We start from the raw sequence: 15,377 nt of genomic DNA, 5'->3' as shown, positions 1-15,377 counted from the left end.
CGCCCGAGCCGATGGTATTGCCGTAACAGGTGGGAGAGTAGGTCGGTGCCTTTTTTTATACAAATCCCCTTCAGGAAACTGGAGGGGATTTTTTGTTTTACAGCTTTTGCTGCTTATAGGCTTGAAGTATTGGCGCTAGGTGTATAGGAGGCACTAGTCTTGATCTTTTAGCCTTACTTAACCTTACTTAACCTTTAGCCTTGCTTTAGCACTTCACGGCCATAGAACCTGGCTTGCTTTAGCGCTTGGCTGATGACTTCTTCCGGATCTTCTCCGGGATCTTTTTTTCCTATACAAATGGCTGCTACAAAACCAAGGCCGAGCTGCTGGTGTATGGTATTTAAAACGGCAGAATTAAGTAGTACAGGTATGATGGGATATTTACTTTGTGCCAGCTTAAATTAGCCTGAACATGGTGTATGTAATATATTAGAATCCTAGCTGCAGGGATTATATGGTATAAAATCAGATGGAGAAATTAATGATGCAATATTGACTTAGTATCTTGCATCTAATAACCTAAATATCATCTCAATTCTCTACTTTTGTATTTGATATGGGTACATTATTAGATAGTGGAGTAAAGCCTTATAACCATTATGGGGCTTATTTAAAGGAAAAGTATAATGGGCAACGGGTGTTCAAAGTTATTGTCGACGGTAACTTTACTTGTCCTAACCGAGATGGTAGTAAGGGGTATGGTGGTTGTACATACTGTAATGTCGATTCCTTTACGCCAGATACGGCGCGCAAGATACCTTCGATACGTGAGCAGGTAGAAAGTGGAATAGAACGTGCACGTAACAGTTATGGTGCCGAAAAGTTTATTATATATTTCCAACCGAATACCAATACGTATGCGCCTACACATCTCCTCAAGATGATGTATGATGAAGCATTGAGTATAGATCCTGAGAATACGCTTGGTCTTTCTGTGGGTACAAGACCCGATTGTTTGGACTTTGAAAAAATTGCGTTGTTGGAGTCTTATTGTGACCGTTATGATGTTGACCTTGAAATGGGTATGGAGTCCATCTTTAATGATACCTTGGAACGTATAAATCGTGGCTGCTCGCATGATGAGTTTATAGCTGTGATGGATATGTTGAAAAACACACCGCTAGAACTTTGTGTGCACACCATCTTTGGTTTCCCTTGGGAAACGGAAGAGATGATGTTACAATATGCTGAGGAAATAAATAAACATCCACAAATTAAATTTGTAAAACTACATCACCTTCATATTGTTGAAGGATCTATTATGGGTGTAAAATATAAAAGAGAGCCTTTTAAACTTTTTACCATTGAAGAGTATACAGAATTTCTTTCCAAATTTATACCACTGCTAAGACCAGATATTGTGATTCAACGTGTTTTTGGAATTGCCGACAGGGAGTTATTGATAGCACCAAACTGGGGGTATCCGAAATCTAAAATTCAAACTTTTATCGATAAAGGTTTGGAAGCAAATGGTGTTAAACAGGGTAGTTTATATTTAGGCTAGCTGGTCATTCATTTATAAAGCATAAAAAAAGCGATCCGAGGATCGCTTTTTTTTATGCTTCTAATATTGATTTTAGATCTGCAGGGGAATAGTTTATAGATTTTAATGTTTTGTGATCTCCTTCACGAAATACTAAAAATTTACCATCTACCTCTTTATAATACGATGCTACGCCTTTTTCCAGGTAATGGGCTTGTGTGGCGCGTGCTTCTTGTTCGTTTATGCAAGCTTTGCTCATGTTGGAACGTTGTACCTCTTCAAATAGTGTACTAAATTTGTCTTGTAGTCCAAATTCTAGAATAGCACCTGCAAGCACGTATTGTATATCACAAAGTGCATCCGCGACCTCAACGATGTCTTTAGCCTGTATAGCTTCCTCCAGCTCCTTTAACTCTTCAGCAATCAGGGAAACACGCAATTTTGAACGCGTTTCAGAAGGGATTTGCGGACTATCTAGTATTGGATGTTGGAAAGTTGTGTGAAACTCGGCAACAGAAGTCAATGTTTTTGGATCTTGCATGTTTGCTTGTTATTTGATTAAATGTTTCAATTGAATAAGCTCTCTTTCTTCCAGGAATCTCCAGCGTCCACGTGGAAGATCTTTTTTAGAAAGGTTGGCATATACCACCCGGTCTAGTTTGATTACTTCATAACCTAAGTATTCGAAGATACGACGAACGATACGGTTTTTACCACTATGTATTTGTATACCCACTTCCCGTTTAGAAGCACCTTGTACATAGCTTAAATCATCTGGTTTGATAAGACCATCCTCAAGTTCTAATCCAAATTCAATTTTATTGAAATCGCCCTGAGTTAAATTTTTGTTCAATTCAACTTGGTAGATTTTTGTTATGCCATTTTTAGGATGCGAAAGCTTATCGGCTAAGTTACCATCGTTTGTAAGCAACAATAGACCGGTTGTATTTCTATCTAAGCGGCCTACCGGATAAATTCTTTCTTTTGTAGCCTTCGCTACTAACTGCATTACCGTTCTTCTTTCTTGTGGATCATCCGTCGTAGTAATATAGTCTTTAGGTTTATTTAAAAGAACATATACCATTTTTTCGCGTTTCAAACGCTCGTTATTGTAACGGATTTCATCTTTTGCAGGATCTACGCGTGTACCTAATTCGGTTACAACTTCGCCATTCACCGAAACCACACCTGCAGTAATTAGTTCATCCGCTTTTCTTCTCGAACAAACGCCTGCATTAGCAATATATCGATTCAAACGAATTAAGCCGTCATCGTTTGCTGTACGATTTGCTGGTTTACGTGCGGGAGAAAATTTTCTACCTTTCGAAAATTTGTAATCGTTATTTTCAATCTGCTCTGTATATTCCGGAGACGTAGGTTTTCTATCCCTTTTAAAATCTTTATCGTTGGATTTATCGTTACGGCTGTAACCATCTTTTGCGAATTTTGATCTTTTATTGAAAGCTGAAGCTCCTCTATCGTCTTTTCTATCGCTTTTGAATGCAGGTCTGTCGGCAGTATTTCTATCTTCTCGTTTATCTCTACTAAAAGAAGATTTACCAAAACTTCCTCTATCGTCTTTTCTATCTCTGTTGAACGCAGGTCTGTCGGAAGTGTTTCTATCATCTCGTTTATCTCTACTGAAAGAAGGTTTACCGAAGCTACCTCTATTATCTTTTCTATCCTTCGAGAAGGCAGGTCTTCCATCCGGATTACCGTCTTTAGCAAAAGCAGGTCTTGCTTTACTATCGGATCTGAAATTGGAGTTTTTTCTACCTTGTTCCGGTCTTTGCTTGAAGTTTTCTGAGTTGCTTCTTTGCTTTTTGGAGTTGTCCTCTCGACTGTTCCGTTGATTTTTGAATGGCATATTTTTAAATAAAAATTGAGGTACAAAGTTACACAAATTAATAACAATTTTAATTTTTTTTTGTTTGGTTTTTTCTTCGTTTAAATGCTATTCTACTGTGATTTTTTAGATTTCCTAAAATCATAGGTTTTGTAAGTGTTTGTTTTTTAATACAATCGTTCGTAACTTTGGCGGTTCATAAATGGACCAAGCTATTTTTTGATCGATATTTACATCGTGGATAGGGTAGCATTAAGGGAATGAATGATTAGAAAGAAAGTATTATGTATTAGTGCAATTTTTTCGATAATGATTTTATCGAGATTGTATTCAAGCCCGAATCTTGACACGTTCGAGAATCCTTTTAAACAGCAAATGTTAGCACATGCTGAGCGGCTTCAAAAAACAAAGGCGACGGCCTTGTACGAAACGGAAAATGAGGGTGCAAACGAATTGACCTTTGCCAGCGAAAATATACCGACCAATAGGGCGGTAGTAAAGCAAAAGTTAAATACCTATATGGCACGATTGTCTTACCAGCGGCAACAAACCCATGAATTGCATCACAAAGCGAGCAAATTTTTACCACAGATTGCTGCTATTTTAAAATCACACGGCGTTCCCGAAGACTTCAAGTATATTCCTTTGGTCGAGAGCGGGCTGGATCCTAAAATTACATCCCATAAAGGTGCTGGCGGATATTGGCAATTTATGCCTGCAACAGCACGTTTATATGGTTTAAAGGTAAATGGTTCTATCGACGAGCGGAAGAATTTCGTGAAATCTACACACGCCGCAGCGCGTTATTTAAAGTCCTTATATCAAGAATTTGGCGATTGGACGCTCGTGGCTGCAGCTTATAATGTTGGAGGAGGATCGTTAAAAGCTTCGATCCGAAGACAGAAGCAGGACGATTACTTTAAATTGCGCTTAAATGCCGAAACTGGTTCTTATGTTTATAAGTTGGTTTCTATGAAGGCAGTTATTGAAAACCCAACAGAGCATGGGTATAGAATCTAATTCAGGTGCTTAATACTGTATTGCAGCATCGTTTAGTCGGGCTGCCATGGGTTCTATAACAATATCTTATACGCATCAAATCAACGGGATGTAGTGCGTACCAATTTTCAAAAATTAAGGTATTTTTTGTAAACCTCGGTTAAAGGTTAGTAGGTTGTTAGGTAGGGCAATCAGCTCCGACTTTACCGAGGTTTTTTTGTTTATCTTTTTTTTCTTTGTTCCAAGACGTATGTTGGATACCTGATGTAATTCAGAATCTATCTAAATAAAAAAATGCTCTAAATTTTTTTTATTAATTAATTTATTATTTGATTAAGGTAATAAAGGGGTTAAAGTTTCCTTCCTGAATATTATGATTAAGGTCACTTTTAATCAGTTGCTTTATCATTACCGTGTCATTTAATTGTAATTACTTTTACTCCAGAAACTAAAAGAGAAGAGTAATGCAATTAGAGCAATTTAATTACGACAACAAAATTGTACGCGACTTTGGTATCGCTACACTATTCTGGGGTATCGTAGGCATGACAGTAGGATTACTTGTCGCGTTGCAATTGATATGGCCAGAGATGAATTTTATGACGCAATACACCACATTTGGCCGTATTCGTCCGCTCCATACAAATGCGGTAATTTTCGCCTTTGTAGGGAATGCTATTTTTATGGGGATTTATTATTCCTTACAACGCGTATTAAAGGCCCGTATGTTTAGCGACTTTTTAAGTAAGCTACATTTTTGGGGCTGGCAGCTGGTTATTGTCGCTGCCGCAATTACACTACCATTAGGTATCACCACCTCGCATGAATACGCTGAGCTCGAGTGGCCAATAGATATCGGTCTTGCCGTAGTATGGGTAGCCTTCGGTGTGAATATGTTTGGCACCATAATCAAACGTAGAGAAAGACATATGTACGTTGCCGTATGGTTTTATATTGCCACGTTTGTCACCGTAGCGGTGCTGCATATCGTTAATTCTGTACAGTTGCCGGTTAGTTTTTGGAAAAGTTATTATGTTTATGCGGGTGTTCAGGATGCTTTGGTGCAGTGGTGGTATGGGCATAATGCGGTTGCATTTTTCTTAACGACACCATTTTTAGGTATGATGTATTACTTTCTGCCTAAAATGGCGAACCGACCGGTGTACTCCTACAAACTAAGTATTCTTCACTTCTGGTCTTTAATTTTCATTTACATCTGGGCTGGTCCACACCATTTATTATACACCTCCTTACCATCATGGGTGCAATCCTTAGGCGTTGTATTTTCCGTGATGTTAATAGCCCCTTCCTGGGGAGGAATGATTAATGGGCTATTAACCTTACGCGGTGCCTGGGATAAGGTACGTGCCGAGCCGGTATTAAAATTTATGGTCGTAGCACTAACCTGTTATGGTATGGCGACCTTCGAGGGGCCATTACTATCGTTAAAACAAGTTAATGCTATTGCCCATTTTACAGACTGGATTGTTGCCCATGTTCATATAGGTGCTTTAGGATGGAATGGTTTTATGACCTTCGCAATTCTATATTGGTTGCTACCACGCATTTATAAAACAGAATTATATTCCAAGAAATTGGCAAACGTGCATTTCTGGATCGGGACTTTAGGTATTCTTTTCTACGCAATCCCCATGTACTGGGCAGCTGTAGTGCAAGGCTTGATGTGGAAGGAGTTTACACCAGAAGGGGTATTGAAATATCCAAACTTCTTAGCTACAACTTTAGAAATCCTACCGATGCATATGATGCGTGCTGTAGGTGGAACCTTATACCTTTCTGGTGCCATTTTAATGACTTATAATCTGGTGAAGACGATTAAAAAAGGAAGTCTTGTCGCCAATGAAGCCGCTGAAGCTCCGGCATTAACACCGGTACATACGCGTGAGCGTGCTACGCATCGTAGATTAGAGCGCAAACCGATCTTATTTATGGTGCTCGCCTTAATCGCAATTCTTATTGGAGGACTGGTAGAGATGATACCGACATTTACCATTCAGAGTAACATACCAACAATAAAAAGTGTACAGCCATATACGGCTTTAGAGCTTCAGGGGCGTGATTTATATATTCGTGAAGGCTGTGTAAACTGCCATTCCCAAACCGTGAGACCTTTCCGTTCGGAAACGGCACGCTATGGCGAGTACAGCAAGGCCGGTGAGTTTATTTACGATAGACCTTTCTTGTGGGGGTCGAAACGTACAGGGCCCGATTTACACCGCATCGGTGGCAAATACCCTAACAAATGGCATTATGATCATATGTTTGACCCCACCCTAACTTCCCCAGGTAGTATTATGCCAGCCTATCCATGGTTGATAGATCAAGAGCTGGATAATAGTAAGCTGCAGGACAAAATGAATGCGCTACGAATACTAGGTACACCATATACCAATGAGCAAGTGAATAATGCCGTTCAAGATGCCCAAAAGCAGGCAGAAGGTATTGTGCAAAACCTGAAAGATAATCAAGTGGAGGTTATGGCAGATCGGGAAATTATAGCGCTCATAGCCTACCTACAACGTTTAGGAACGGACATTAAGGCCGAGGCAAAAGCAACAACCGAGCAAACAGAAGAAAACTAAGGTAGGATATATAATCTAAGCATTATGTTTAAGCAAATAGTAAATTTAAATGGGGATGAAATGTATTTAATTACATCCCTATGGATTTTCATCATCTTTTTTGTACTTGTAGCGGTTATGTTGTTTTACATGAAAAAAGAGCATATCCAATATATGAAAGAGTTGCCATTAGATGAAGCTGACAAAGAAAAAGAGTGTTCAACTGAAGAGAGAAGTTAATTATGGTTTTTTTATTAAATGCAGCTGAAGGTACAGCTGTGGTTTCTTCAGCGGCTGTTGGAACCGATTATTATAATCTGATTTTTACCATCGCCTTACTTATTATTATGATATTGCTGCTTGTAGCAGCCATAACCATACATTACGGGATGAAGTCAATCTTGCGTATTACCATGCCAGAAGCGGTGAAAGCGGAGGAAGAAAAACGGAAGGAAGCGAAATTGCAGACTCGTATTAAACGGCAGGCCATATGGAATAATATGTTGGGTGTACGCCCCATTGAAGAAGAGAAAGATATTATGATGGATCATACTTTCGATGGTATTCAAGAGTTGGATAATCCAATTCCTATCTGGTTTAATGCGTTGTTTTATACAACGGTGGTATTTGGTGTAGTTTACCTGTTGGTTTACCATGTATTCGGGTGGGGGCTGAATCAAGACCAAGAGTACCTGCATGAGGTTGCACAAGCAGAAAAAGCAAAATTGGAATACCTGGCACAATCTGCAAATTTAGTGGATGAAAATACAGTAACATTCAATGCTGCATTGGCGCCGGCAGGGAAAGCCATCTTTGTGGCCAACTGTGTTGCCTGTCATGGTGCGAATGGCGAAGGCGGGATTGGTCCAAATCTTACCGACAGGTTTTGGTTGCACGGTGGTGAAATAAAGGATGTTTTTAAAACAGTGAAATACGGTGTTCCAGAAAAAGGAATGGTGCCTTGGGAGCAAACCTTAACACCCGGGCAAATATCGGAGGTATCAAACTATATCTTAACCCTGCGTGATACAAAACCCGCAAATGCGAAAGCTGCTGAAGGGATAGAAGTTAAGGCCTATGAGGCTGAAAGTAATACCGACACGGAAACAGATGCCAGCGCGGATGGAACCGAGGTTACAGAAAATTAAATAAAAAATTATAGCGAATATAAAGCATCGAGGGTAATGGAAACCGTAGTAAGCCGTAATGAGCCTGTACTTCCTGGAAATGGGAAGAAGAGAGTGTGGATTTATGCTAAAAAACCATCTGGTACATTTTTCAACGCAAGACAATGGGTAGGTTATAGCTTACTGCTGTTTCTATTTTCTGCGCCATTCATAAAAATAAATGGGAATCCCTTTTTAATGTTTAACATTATAGAGCGTAAGTTTTCCATTTTTGGGCGTATATTTTTTCCGCAGGATCTACATATTTTTGTGTTCGGCACCCTTATTATATTGGTATGCATTGTACTTTTTACGGCTATATTTGGCCGCGTATGGTGTGGGTGGACCTGTCCGCAAACGGTTTTTATGGAATTGATATTCAGACGCATAGAATATTGGATTGAAGGCGATTATACGCAGCAGAAAAAACTCAATAATGGGCCAAATACCGATGTTCGGGCACTGAAAAAATTAGCAAAGCACAGTGTTTTTTTACTGTTATCGTTCTTCATCGCTAATATTTTTCTTTCCTACATCATCGGTATAGACGCTTTGGTAAAAATTATATCCGAGCCTGTGGAGCAACATAGCGCTGGTTTTATGGCCATCCTGCTATTCACCTTGGTTTTCTATGCTGTTTTTGCCCATGTCCGCGAAATTGTGTGTACAACGATATGCCCCTACGGGCGCTTTCAAGGCGTACTCTTAGATGATCAAAGTTTAACAGTGGCCTATAACGAACAACGTGGTGAGCCTCGGGGTAAATTGCGTAAAGGGGAAACCCATACTGCAAAAGGAGATTGTATAGATTGTGGCCTATGTGTGCAAGTATGTCCTACCGGAATTGATATTCGTAATGGCATACAGCTGGAGTGTGTAAACTGTACCGCCTGTGTGGATGCTTGCGATACTGTGATGGCAAAAATCGGTAAACCGAAGCGTCTGGTGGGTTTTTATTCGTTAGGAGAGATTGAAGGTGAAAAAAAGTTTAAGAAAAACAAAAGCCGGCATGTATTCTATGGTATCGCCCTACTGGTATTAATAGCTGTGTTTAATTATATGCTTTTTAGCAGACCGCCGATTGGGGGTTCCGTATTACGCGCAACCGGCAGTATTTATCAGCTGCGTGACGACGGTACAGTGAGTAACTTATATACCATGGAGCTGTTGAATAAAAGCGGTAGAGAAATCGCTTTTGAAATTACGGCCAATAGTCCAGACATGGAAGTACAACTGGTAAACCCGGTACATCATCTCCAGAAGGACGGCACCGCCAAAATAAGCTTTTTTTTGGTGGGTAAAAAGGAAAGCGTTAAAAGCTATAAAACGAATACTAAAATACATATTGTTTCGGATGGTAAAATTGTCGAAACGCTAAAAACAACATTTGTCGCTCCGGTAGGAGCAAAATCGTAAAGCCTATGAACTGGGGAATGAAAATTGTAATCGGAATGGCTGCCTTTATGCTATTTATTGTAGCAGCAAGTATCTATATGGTGTCAAAGGATACGGATTCTTTATTGGAAGACGATTATTATGAAAAGGGGTTAAACTATGACCAGGTATATGAAGGGAAGCAAAACCTGCTCGACGATGCGGCAAAGCCGAAGGTAAACGTTGACAATGATAGCATTGTATTAACATTTGTAGCACAGCAGAACCAAGGTGAGCTATCTTTCAAACGACCTTCAGACGGTCATCTCGACAAGAAAATTCCATTTTCTACAAAAGTCGGAATAGTCCGTATCCCTATAGCAACCCTTGAAAAGGGAAATTGGACCCTTAACATCAGCTGGGAAAGCAACTTAAAAAAATACTTCCACGCGCAACCCTTGTATATTCAATAGGATTTAATATGTCATTCTTTCACCTCGCTTTTTTTATGGGTTTGTTTGGTAGCCTACATTGCGTTGCCATGTGTGGCCCATTGTTGCTTGCCGTGCAAGGTCGGCAGCAGCTAAGCTGGAGGTTAGGCGCAACAAAAGTTTTGTATCAATTAGGTCGTATTCTTACCTATGGTGTTATAGGCCTGGTGCTGGGTATGGTCGGTAGGATAGCCTCATTTCAGGGTTGGCAGCAGGGGCTGTCTATTACTACCGGATTACTATTACTACTGATGGCGCTGCTATACGGCTGGGGGGTCAAGATACCCCAGGTGGCAAGGCTACAAACACAAGCGGTACAGCCATTTGTACGTTTAATGGGGAGATGGTTATACAAACCCGGAGGTGCCTTTATTGCAGGCATCTTAAATGGTATACTTCCCTGTGGTATGGTTTATATGGCCTTAGCCTCTGCACTAAATGCAGAGGGGCTGGTCAATAGTTTTCTATTTATGCTACTTTTTGGATTAGGAACACTGCCCCTGTTACTGCTATTTTCCTTTGTGGCGGGGTTTTCCAAACAAAACTTAAAAGCACATTTTACGAAGCTTCTACCGATCCTGTATCTGGTCATAGGGCTTTGGTTTATCTTACGGGGTGCCAACCTTGATATACCATATTTGAGTCCGTTGCTCCATGTCGATGGCGCAATTAACTGTATGTAAGCGTCTTTATTTTCTTATTCAAAGTATATTTAAATCTGAAGTACAACAATATAGAGGAGCTCAACAGCCCTAAGGTTAACCCATACCATACCCCCTGGACGCCCCAATTCCATTCTATTCCCATAATATAGGCCGCAGGAATTCCTATAATCCAGTACGCTATAAATGTAATTATAGTTGGAATATTAACGTCGTTAAGTCCGCGTAATACCCCCAAGCCTACAACCTGTGTACCATCAAACAGCTGGAACAAACCCGCAATAATTAAAAGCTGTGCCGCGAAGACGACAACGGCCTTATCTTGGGATATAATATAAGGCAAATACTGGTTGAATACAGCAAAAATTAGGGCTGTACATACCATGAATATAAGCACAAGGTGGTACGATACCGTAGCAAATTTCTGTAACCGGAATAGATTTTTTGTACCATAACTGTTTCCAACTTTTATCGTCGCCGCAGATGCGATTCCGGAAGCCATCATATACGTCATGGAAGCAAGTGTAATTGCTACCTGGTGTGAAGCCTGTTGTATAGCGCCGATTTTGCCAGCAATAAGCGATGCAGCAGCAAAAGCACCAACCTCAAATACGTATTGAAGTGCGACAGGAAGGCCTAATTTCAATATTTTCTTAACACGGTGTAGCTGTGTAGAAAAAAGTGAAAAACCAGTAAGGAAACGTGTAAAATATTTCGAACGTAAAACATAAAACATCATTACCAACATCATAACAATCCGATCAATTAGTGTCGCTATACCAACGCCTTGGATTCCCATTTTTGGAAAGCCTAAATAGCCCTTTACCAATATTATGGCAATAATAACATTAAGCACATTCCCCCAAATTGTGATTTGCATCGCCTGGCGGGTAAAGCCAAGTCCTTCGGCAAACTGTTTAAAGGTATTAAAAACCATTAAAGGAATAATCGATAAGCCCAATATAAATAAGTAAGGCATCGCCTCTTTTACGACAACGGGATCCTGTTCGGCATGCTGTACAGCATACATAGAACCATAGTAAACCGTAAAAAAGAGAAGAATTCCAGCAATAAGGTTTATCCAGAAGCTATTAGACAATAATTTTGCGCATTCCGCATAATTAGATTTTCCATTTTCTTGAGCGATGAGTGGTGTTAAGCCATAAGCAATACCAATGCCGATAACTAAAACTACAATAAATACAGAGTGTGTTAACGATACTGCGGCTAAAGAAATGGTACCCACAAAATGTCCTACGATCATGGTGTCAGCAGTTTGTACTAACGTATGGCCCAGTTGCGATATAATAATAGGCCCCGCCAAGGCCAAGGTACTGAGGTAATACGATTTGTGGGGTTTATTTTTTTTAAACATAACATTGCAATAATCGGCAAAGCTACGAAGTATAATTAAGCTTTCTGTAATTCGTCTGTTAGGATTTTGTTTCTAAATAATTACAGAATACTATTGATGCATAGCCTTATTACCCTTACCTTAGCCTTTCAAAAACGTTATTACTATGACATTTGCATTTTTAAATATCGGTACCCAAGAGTTGTTTTTTATTCTAATTATTGCCTTAATGTTATTCGGTGGCAAGAAGCTACCCGAGTTAGCACGTGGTTTAGGGCGCGGCATCCGGGAGTTTAAAGATGCATCCGATGGCATTAAAAGAGAAATCTCCGATCAGATAAATAATTTTGAGAAGGATTTGGATGTCACGGCAGATGCTACGACAGCGACAAAACCCTACCATGCACCTTCGGTAGAAACGCCAGCTGAAGAAGAAGAGAAGGTGGCTGCTGTAGAGGTTAACAACAATACCGAAGAAGTGCAGGAAGAAAAACCAGAGGCCCGTAAATTTCCACAATTTACAACACCCGAGCATGCCGTTCAGCATGATCCTGGAGCACAGCCTACCGATCCTAATGAATACTATAAATACGGGTATAACGACCACTTTGAAAACGAAGGCATAACAGCAGAAAACAAGGATACACAAACTGGCGCATCGCCAACAAAAGATGCTTAAAATATTAATTAACTCATAAAGAAAGCTGTTGAAAGGGGTACCCTTCAGCAGCTTTCTTATTCTTATTCGATTACTTCATTTTTTATGTTACACGAAATTATAATTTCGAATGAGCTATCCATTACGGATAGACAAGTACGCACCACCATGGAATTGCTAGATGAAGGTGCCACTGTACCTTTTATCTCCCGTTATCGTAAAGAACTGACCGGAAGTTTGGACGAGGTACAGATTACCGCTATTCGCGACCGTATGCAACAACTCCGTGATTTGGATAAGCGTAAAGAAGCGGTTTTGAAATCTATTGGCGATCAAGGCAAGTTGACGCCAGAATTGGAAATCTTGGTAAAGTCGGCAGAAACAATGGCCAATCTGGAAGACATTTACCTGCCCTACAAACCAAAACGTAAGACGCGAGCATCCATAGCGCGTGAAAAAGGTCTTCAGCCCTTGGCCGACTTCCTGTTGCAACAACAAGGGGCAGCGATTGAAAATAAAGCAGCAGAATTTATAGACGAAGAGCGAGGCGTACAGACATCCGACGACGCGCTAGCTGGAGCACGTGATATTATTGCCGAAACTATTGCCGAGGATGCTGAGGTACGTGCAGCGGTGCGTAAAGTATTTTTAAACCAAGGGAAATTCGTATCGCGTGTTATTCCGGGTAAGGAAGAAGCAGCGTTAAAATACAAAGATTATTTCGAATGGGCAGAACCTCTACAATCGGCACCTTCACACCGTGTACTGGCAATGCGCCGCGGTGAGAAGGAAGAGCTATTGTACCTAGATATCGAAGTCGAGGAAAGCTTGGTAATCCCAAAATTAGAAAAGCAATACCTTAAAGGCAACAACGAAGCAGCAAAGCAGGTTGAACTGGCCCTGCACGATGGCTATAAACGCCTATTAAAACCTTCCATGGAAACCGAGGTGCGTGTTTTAACAAGGCAACGTGCCGATGAAGAGGCTATTAAAGTTTTTGCCGATAATGTACGTCAGTTGTTGTTGGCAGCACCACTAGGACAAAAGCGCCTGTTGGCCATCGATCCTGGCTTTCGTACAGGCTGTAAAACCGTGGTATTGGATGCGCAAGGAAACCTATTAGAAAACACCGCAATTTTCCCACATACGGGTGCAGGTGGTCTTGCCGAAGCAGCACGTATAGTTAAAAGTCTAGTTTCCAAGTTTGCTATCGAAGCTATCGCCATTGGCAACGGCACTGCAGGGCGGGAGACGGAAGAATTTGTGCGTAAATTAGAACTTAGTAATGTGTTATTGGTGATGGTAAATGAAAGTGGAGCCTCCATTTATTCGGCCTCAGATACAGCACGTGAGGAGTTTCCAGAGTACGATGTTACCGTTCGGGGTGCAGTTTCTATCGGCCGTAGGCTAATGGATCCTTTAGCGGAATTAGTGAAAATTGATCCTAAATCTATTGGTGTAGGGCAATACCAGCACGATGTAGATCAAAATAAATTGCAGTCGGCATTAGACGATACCGTTATATCCTGTGTGAATGCTGTTGGCGTTGAGTTAAACACTGCATCGAAACAGATATTAGCCTATATTTCTGGTTTAGGACCAGCATTGGCGCAACAAATTGTAAATTACCGGAAAGAAAATGGGCCTTTTAGCTCGCGTAGGGAATTGAAAAAGGTACCTCGATTGGGGGAGAAAGCTTTTGAGCAGGCGGCAGGTTTTTTACGTATACGCAATGCCGCTAACCCACTAGACTCGTCGGCAGTACATCCGGAGCGCTACACCTTGGTGGAGCAGATGGCAAAGGACCTTGGCGTTAGCGTTGGGGAGTTAATGAAAGATGCCGAGCTACGCAAAAAAATTGATCTTAAGCGTTATATCAGTGACGAGGTAGGGTTACCCACATTAAATGATATTCTTGCGGAACTTGCCAAGCCAGGATTAGACCCTCGGGAGCAGTTTGAAAGTTTTTCTTTTACCGATGGTATTAATGCTATTGCCGACCTGCGTGTAGGCATGAAACTGCCCGGTATAGTAACCAACATTACAAATTTTGGCGCCTTTGTCGATATTGGCGTGCATCAAGATGGTTTAGTACACCTAAGCCAGCTGGCCAATCATTTTGTTTCCGATCCGCATGAAGTAGTGAAAGTGCAGCAGAAAGTGATGGTAACCGTGACGGAGGTCGATGAAAAACGTAACCGAATTGGTTTAACCATGAAGACAGAGGAGAAAGCCGCACGCAAACGTTCCGAGAAAAAGGAAGAGCGTCGTACAGCCGAAACTGATATGGCAACGAAGCTGGCCGCTTTAGCACATAAGTTTAAATAATCGATTGAAATAACTATAAACCCTCGATAATTTGGAATTATGGTAATTTGATAATAGCTTTAACCTTCGCGTACAATATCAACTTATATAATTTCAAATTATCGATTTTTTTTATGTCTACTACAGCACCCGTATTGCCACCTACAGCAGAAGGACTAACGGTACAACAACAAGCCTTATGGTATGTTAAAAATAACAATTGGCACTATGCACATGATTTAATAGACCAGCTCAATGACGCCGTTTCAGCACATATTCATGCATATTTACACCGTGTAGAGGGTGATCTTTGGAATGCGAAGTATTGGTACAATAAAGCGAAACAACCCGAATTTAAAGGATCTCTAGAACAAGAATGGACACAGCTCATGCAGTTGTACTGGTAAATGCAGGGAAGGTAATACGTTTCTGGGCATACAAAGAACTGCAGGATT

14 protein-coding genes are annotated in these 15,377 nt (G+C 40.7%); 11 read left to right on the top strand and 3 right to left on the bottom strand.

Annotation, left to right across the window (positions count from 1 at the left end):
• Positions 1-556 precede the first annotated feature (556 nt).
• Positions 557-1,504 (top strand): TIGR01212 family radical SAM protein, encoded by a 948-nt coding sequence (locus ACL9RF_RS17265; RefSeq protein ID WP_422801892.1) that lies wholly within the window; start codon positions 557-559, stop codon positions 1,502-1,504.
• A gap of 52 nt (positions 1,505-1,556) precedes the next feature.
• Here the strand turns inward: ACL9RF_RS17265 and ACL9RF_RS17260 are convergent, their stop codons facing one another.
• Together ACL9RF_RS17260 and ACL9RF_RS17255 are read right to left on the bottom strand one after the other, a co-directional pair.
• Complete coding sequence (locus ACL9RF_RS17260) at positions 1,557-2,024, bottom strand: hypothetical protein (protein WP_422801891.1); 468 nt, start codon at positions 2,022-2,024, stop codon at positions 1,557-1,559.
• A gap of 9 nt (positions 2,025-2,033) precedes the next feature.
• Complete coding sequence (locus ACL9RF_RS17255) at positions 2,034-3,350, bottom strand: pseudouridine synthase (RefSeq protein ID WP_422801890.1); 1,317 nt, start codon at positions 3,348-3,350, stop codon at positions 2,034-2,036.
• A gap of 354 nt (positions 3,351-3,704) precedes the next feature.
• Here ACL9RF_RS17255 and ACL9RF_RS17250 point away from each other — a divergent pair, with 354 nt between their 5' ends.
• From ACL9RF_RS17250 to ACL9RF_RS17220, 7 genes are all read left to right on the top strand, one after another.
• Positions 3,705-4,349 carry a lytic transglycosylase domain-containing protein gene (locus ACL9RF_RS17250; protein ID WP_422801889.1) on the top strand — a complete coding sequence of 215 codons (645 nt, stop codon included), beginning with the start codon at positions 3,705-3,707 and terminating at the stop codon, positions 4,347-4,349.
• A 443-nt stretch (positions 4,350-4,792) separates the two neighbouring features.
• A complete protein-coding gene (ccoN, locus tag ACL9RF_RS17245; RefSeq protein ID WP_422801888.1) occupies positions 4,793-6,931 on the top strand; it encodes a cytochrome-c oxidase, cbb3-type subunit I in 2,139 nt (712 codons plus the stop codon).
• A gap of 24 nt (positions 6,932-6,955) precedes the next feature.
• Complete coding sequence (locus ACL9RF_RS17240; protein WP_422801887.1) at positions 6,956-7,150, top strand: hypothetical protein; 195 nt, start codon at positions 6,956-6,958, stop codon at positions 7,148-7,150.
• A 2-nt stretch (positions 7,151-7,152) separates the two neighbouring features.
• Positions 7,153-8,058, top strand: coding sequence for a cbb3-type cytochrome c oxidase N-terminal domain-containing protein (locus ACL9RF_RS17235; protein WP_422801886.1), 906 nt, complete (start codon positions 7,153-7,155; stop codon positions 8,056-8,058).
• Positions 8,059-8,094: 36 nt separating this feature from the next.
• A complete protein-coding gene (gene ccoG, locus ACL9RF_RS17230; RefSeq protein WP_422801885.1) occupies positions 8,095-9,492 on the top strand; it encodes a cytochrome c oxidase accessory protein CcoG in 1,398 nt (465 codons plus the stop codon).
• A 5-nt stretch (positions 9,493-9,497) separates the two neighbouring features.
• Positions 9,498-9,923: a FixH family protein gene (locus ACL9RF_RS17225; RefSeq protein ID WP_422801884.1), complete on the top strand. Its 426-nt coding sequence runs from the start codon at positions 9,498-9,500 to the stop codon at positions 9,921-9,923.
• Between the two features lie 8 nt (positions 9,924-9,931).
• Entirely contained in the window at positions 9,932-10,624 is a 693-nt protein-coding gene (locus ACL9RF_RS17220; protein ID WP_422801883.1) for a sulfite exporter TauE/SafE family protein, read from the top strand.
• Here ACL9RF_RS17220 and ACL9RF_RS17215 read toward each other — a convergent pair.
• Positions 10,611-11,978, bottom strand: coding sequence for an MATE family efflux transporter (locus tag ACL9RF_RS17215; RefSeq protein ID WP_422801882.1), 1,368 nt, complete (start codon positions 11,976-11,978; stop codon positions 10,611-10,613). The genes ACL9RF_RS17220 and ACL9RF_RS17215 overlap by 14 nt on opposite strands.
• 145 nt (positions 11,979-12,123) lie before the next feature.
• On the opposite strand from ACL9RF_RS17215, the gene ACL9RF_RS17210 reads away from it, so the two are divergent.
• From ACL9RF_RS17210 to ACL9RF_RS17200, 3 genes are all read left to right on the top strand, one after another.
• A complete protein-coding gene (locus ACL9RF_RS17210; protein ID WP_422801881.1) occupies positions 12,124-12,636 on the top strand; it encodes a Sec-independent protein translocase subunit TatA/TatB in 513 nt (170 codons plus the stop codon).
• Positions 12,637-12,720: 84 nt separating this feature from the next.
• Positions 12,721-14,943, top strand: coding sequence for a Tex family protein (locus ACL9RF_RS17205; protein ID WP_422801880.1), 2,223 nt, complete (start codon positions 12,721-12,723; stop codon positions 14,941-14,943).
• Positions 14,944-15,056: 113 nt separating this feature from the next.
• Positions 15,057-15,329, top strand: a complete 273-nt coding sequence (locus ACL9RF_RS17200) for a hypothetical protein (RefSeq protein WP_422801879.1) — start codon at positions 15,057-15,059, stop codon at positions 15,327-15,329.
• The last annotated feature ends 48 nt before the right edge of the window (positions 15,330-15,377 follow it).

Source organism: Sphingobacterium sp. Mn56C (genome assembly GCF_049319645.1).
In the GTDB taxonomy this organism is placed as follows: domain Bacteria; phylum Bacteroidota; class Bacteroidia; order Sphingobacteriales; family Sphingobacteriaceae; genus Sphingobacterium.
The sequence above is the reverse complement of the archived record's forward strand: the minus strand, read 5'-3'. Positions and strand labels throughout refer to the sequence as shown.

What these genes read in the sequence shown, in the direction of transcription:
- ACL9RF_RS17265 (WP_422801892.1), top strand. Translation starts at nt 557, where the DNA reads ATGGGTACATTATTAGATAGTGGAGTAAAGCCTTATAACCATTATGGG.
- ACL9RF_RS17260 (WP_422801891.1), bottom strand. Translation starts at nt 2,024, where the DNA reads ATGCAAGATCCAAAAACATTGACTTCTGTTGCCGAGTTTCACACAACT.
- ACL9RF_RS17255 (WP_422801890.1), bottom strand. Translation starts at nt 3,350, where the DNA reads ATGCCATTCAAAAATCAACGGAACAGTCGAGAGGACAACTCCAAAAAG.
- ACL9RF_RS17250 (WP_422801889.1), top strand. Translation starts at nt 3,705, where the DNA reads ATGTTAGCACATGCTGAGCGGCTTCAAAAAACAAAGGCGACGGCCTTG.
- ccoN (WP_422801888.1), top strand. Translation starts at nt 4,793, where the DNA reads ATGCAATTAGAGCAATTTAATTACGACAACAAAATTGTACGCGACTTT.
- ACL9RF_RS17240 (WP_422801887.1), top strand. Translation starts at nt 6,956, where the DNA reads ATGTTTAAGCAAATAGTAAATTTAAATGGGGATGAAATGTATTTAATT.
- ACL9RF_RS17235 (WP_422801886.1), top strand. Translation starts at nt 7,153, where the DNA reads ATGGTTTTTTTATTAAATGCAGCTGAAGGTACAGCTGTGGTTTCTTCA.
- ccoG (WP_422801885.1), top strand. Translation starts at nt 8,095, where the DNA reads ATGGAAACCGTAGTAAGCCGTAATGAGCCTGTACTTCCTGGAAATGGG.
- ACL9RF_RS17225 (WP_422801884.1), top strand. Translation starts at nt 9,498, where the DNA reads ATGAACTGGGGAATGAAAATTGTAATCGGAATGGCTGCCTTTATGCTA.
- ACL9RF_RS17220 (WP_422801883.1), top strand. Translation starts at nt 9,932, where the DNA reads ATGTCATTCTTTCACCTCGCTTTTTTTATGGGTTTGTTTGGTAGCCTA.
- ACL9RF_RS17215 (WP_422801882.1), bottom strand. Translation starts at nt 11,978, where the DNA reads ATGTTTAAAAAAAATAAACCCCACAAATCGTATTACCTCAGTACCTTG.
- ACL9RF_RS17210 (WP_422801881.1), top strand. Translation starts at nt 12,124, where the DNA reads ATGACATTTGCATTTTTAAATATCGGTACCCAAGAGTTGTTTTTTATT.
- ACL9RF_RS17205 (WP_422801880.1), top strand. Translation starts at nt 12,721, where the DNA reads ATGTTACACGAAATTATAATTTCGAATGAGCTATCCATTACGGATAGA.
- ACL9RF_RS17200 (WP_422801879.1), top strand. Translation starts at nt 15,057, where the DNA reads ATGTCTACTACAGCACCCGTATTGCCACCTACAGCAGAAGGACTAACG.